Genomic DNA, 3,945 nt, shown 5'->3' with positions numbered 1-3,945 from the left:
AGCCTCAATTTCTCGCAATCCTCGCTACGGGCGCTATTCTCGGACAGCCTCCTGGTTTGATGATATTGATAGCCAAGAGGCTGCCCTGTATAAATAGACCCATTTTCAGGCTAAAAGTTCATTGTCTCAAGGCCGGTGTCCAAAATGACTGGCCCCAAATCTCTCAGTCAGCTATACCCCATTGCGTTTACCAAATACCTGAAACATTGATTCTACTTAATTTCGATGGAACCAAACCGGATTAATCATGTCCAAATATTAAATTAATCATGTTTGACTTATGAAAATGCCCATTAATTTACGTACTTTTAATAATAATTATGCATAATGTTCATAACACTCGTCGTCTGCAGCCCGCAGGAGAATGCGCCGCCCAGCGCCTCTCAGAAGCGCTGGTGAAAGCAGAATCAGGCACTGCAACAGCTTCTGTAGTCAATCCAGAATCCCATTTCCTGTGTATTGACAAGTCCAGTCACACGGCACACTCCCAGCCCGCTGATTTATCACTAAAGGAAAGACTGGCTGAGACTTGTACCGTAGATAAAACGTCTCATACGCCTCAACCCCCTCCAGTTTCCGGCCAAAGCCAGAGGAAACAGCCATCAGCCTCCTGTCCTGCCACTGCCGCTGCCCCGAAGCCACTGCCTGATGAAATCATTATGGATACAATTGCTCGTTTTGACGAGACACCGCCTGACCGGCGAATTTCGATAGAGGATCTCAATATCTTCAGACTTGAAATATACGAAATTAATAATCAACTTAACAAATTTGAAACAGATTGTTTGAAGGTAAATATTGATGAAATAGACGATTTAAAGTTACATTCATCAATTTACAGTAATCAAGCATTGTTGAAGCGTCTAACGATTAAATATCATGCACTCAAAAACAATACATACAAAATTGTAGATCAGTTCAACAGATTACGATTACCAAGCCTGGAGCACAAAAAAGAGTTCTCCAAACATCTTTTTTTGAGCGATGATATGTTTTACGTAACATCATGCCTGGCCCACTGCTATCGAATTCTCAATAGAATAATATCTCGATCGTTCTTCGGGAAGCATTCCCATGCAAAGCATTACATGAGCTATCTGATTCAATCTATTGCATGCAACTTGTCAGATATCCGTTGTATTATGGAGAGTGAATTTAGAAAGGATGATGTCAAAAGCAGTATCGCCTATCGATCGCCGGTAACACCAGAAATCAGAAAGTACCACACAATCTCACATACTCAACCTCGGGAACTGCTTCAACCTGTCCCCTGTGAACCAGACTCACTCAATGCCGTGATCTGCAATCTGCTCACCACCATTGCTACCGCGTCACTGGAAATTAACACAACAACGGAAAGCCCTGACAAGAGAAATCATCAAAATATCGTAACAACGGCCGCTGGATTTCTTTTCAGCTCAATTGATCAATACAGAGAAGGAGGGAGTGATCAAAAATTTCAACCGGCCTGCGCTTTCCAACACATCATTGGGCAGCATCTGTTCTGTGCAGATTTATTCCATGCTGCCCTGGTAGCCGGACGATGGGATGCAGTCAGTGAGGCTTGTGAAACAACCAGTCGAATCGTGTTTCAAAGGGAGTATTCACTGGAGCCAGTTATTCAACGACTCAATCAACCTGCTGCGGAAGAAATCGACATCAATCAATGGCATCGTGATTTTGAAAAATATACAGAATCCCGATACTACCCCCTTTATTTATACTTTAGCCTGGGGCTTGAAGCTGCCTCTATTTATTTGAGTACCCTTCTTGCTCACAAAGAGAGTCCCACTGAGAACCAGTTACCGCTAAACATGATAAGGAAGACGGAAGAGCTTCAACAAATACTGGATACTCTGACCCCATGGTCAGTACAGTTGCAGAAGCTTGGCTTATTGAACAATATAGTGGAATCCAGCAATTTCTATCATCGTTTAGCACTTGCCGAAAAAAGAATTGCGATGCTGACCGACCATCACAAGGCGGACATCATAAAAAGCTTTGATGAGGAAGAAAAATCCATCATGCAACATACCGCCACGGATGGGGCAAACCATAACAATCCGCAACAGCTTTCTGAATACCTGAAATCCCGGTTGACACAGCTACTTATCCATAATGACGATATTATAAAGTTCTTTAATAAAGCGTGCGATGCATACAATCCAGGCATCAGCGTCTCAGAACTGGATGAAGAATCTTGTCAATGGCTAATCGAAACTTTCACTAACAATCCACAATCACCCCACACCGAATTGTTGCTAACGTTTTCCCACTGCAGTTATTACTGTACAGTGCTCGTTGAGTTTATTTGCCAATGCGCTTCCATTTCCAGTGATCTGAAGGCCTGCCTTACAAGCATCCCTGTAACTGAACCTTTACCCTCACTTAAGATGACCAAAGACAAATGGAAAGAAAAAATCAAAGCAAATGGTATCGAGATTAGCCATAAAATGAGTAAATTTGACAATATCACCCAGAAGATCAAAACCTGTTTTAATAGTGTCTTAAGGTTCTTCAACAAAATCAGGGAACCTGCCAGTTATGATCAAGACATTTGTCTTAAAATTGTGCTGTTTGAGTCAATTCATGCTACTTTACTCCACTGCTTGCAACAAATTCAGGGCTTGAGTTCTGCTCTTGTTAAAATTAGTACTACGAGGATGGACGTTCTCAAAAATGAGTTTCCAACTATCGCCAACCTTGAGCAGACTACAGTCAGTTGCAGGAATAAGCTGCAAAAAAATATTAATCTTACAGAAGGTTGTGTCAAAGAGCTAAATATATCTAAAAAGCTGTCATTAGCCAAAAAAACCACTGTTAGTCCAGCCCGGATGCATAATGGTCAACCGACAAAACAAGCTCTCAACAAGCCTGATGCTCTGGCAAATCTTGCCGCAAACATACCGTTATCGTCAGATACTGCAGATACCCTCGCTTCAAGAAATTACTTTCATGAACAGATAGCCAGCGTAGTACAGGCGTTGATAAAAGATGGAAAGCCTGTGGCGTATTTGGGGAGCCGTGCTTATCAGGCACAAGTTCTTTCACGCTGGGGAAGCAAGGCATTTGAACTGGCAAAAAGCAGCGGTCTGTTGTCGAGCCAAATACGCCAGGGAGTTTTTGATCGCTCAATCACCCCAAGGGATACCGATCTTTTGGTAGTTAACAACACTCAATTCAGTGATGTCAAAAAAAGAATCCATGCCCACTTCGAAAAAGCTGCCAGAAAAAATAATTTCTTGCCTGATGCGTGTCAACTGGATACTACCAACGATGCCAAGGCCGTTTATTACGGCAAAGAATGTCACTACTGCAACTTGATTCTTCGTTATAAACATGGGTATACAAAGAATTACTGGGTGTATGTGGTTGACTTGATCACCCCTGTGAACTCTGCCCCCTCAACCTTGCTGCCTTACGATTTCCCTGAGCTGGCTCTTGGTAACCCGACCCATGCCAGGCCACTTGATACCATCATGATTGACGAATGCAAACTGGCCGTAGGTCTGGCTGCAGGCCCTGTCCGTGCATTGATGGCAATAACGCGCATTAATATCGTTGCAGCCCTTGAGTCTATAGAGCCAAAACTTGAGCCCGCATCAGTTATTGTGCTTGTGCATGTTTTGGAGCGTCTGCAGGACAATTACCCTGATCAAGCCTTGGGCAAACTGGCCAAGACTCTGCGTTCCAGGGTTTTTAATACCAATTCCACCTGCTGAATGTGTATCCAGTGCACATTCATGGAAAAAAGGTTCCACTACTGGCTCAACGATCATCTTCACCACCGTTTGGGCTATGCGGTCGGCTACTGTCGTCTTTTCATGAAGAGCCCAGCGGTCTCGTGCCTCCAACCTTCTTCTGCATTTCCACACGCATGACGAGGGGAAGAAAGTAGCTTCCCGACGACATTCGATTCCATACAGACTCCCACGTTCCACAAAA

Annotated in this window: 1 protein-coding gene; it reads left to right on the top strand. The window is 43.5% G+C overall.

Annotated elements, in window-relative coordinates:
• The first annotated feature begins 320 nt into the window (after window positions 1–320).
• Window positions 321–3,722, top strand: coding sequence for a hypothetical protein (locus tag KDK14_RS16150; protein ID WP_257266205.1), 3,402 nt, complete (start codon window positions 321–323; stop codon window positions 3,720–3,722).
• Window positions 3,723–3,945: the final 223 nt, after the last annotated feature.

It is taken from the genome of Endozoicomonas sp. ONNA2, from assembly GCF_024606365.1.
Taxonomy (GTDB): Bacteria; Pseudomonadota; Gammaproteobacteria; order Pseudomonadales; family Endozoicomonadaceae; genus Endozoicomonas.
The sequence above is the reverse complement of the archived record's forward strand: the minus strand, read 5'-3'. Positions and strand labels throughout refer to the sequence as shown.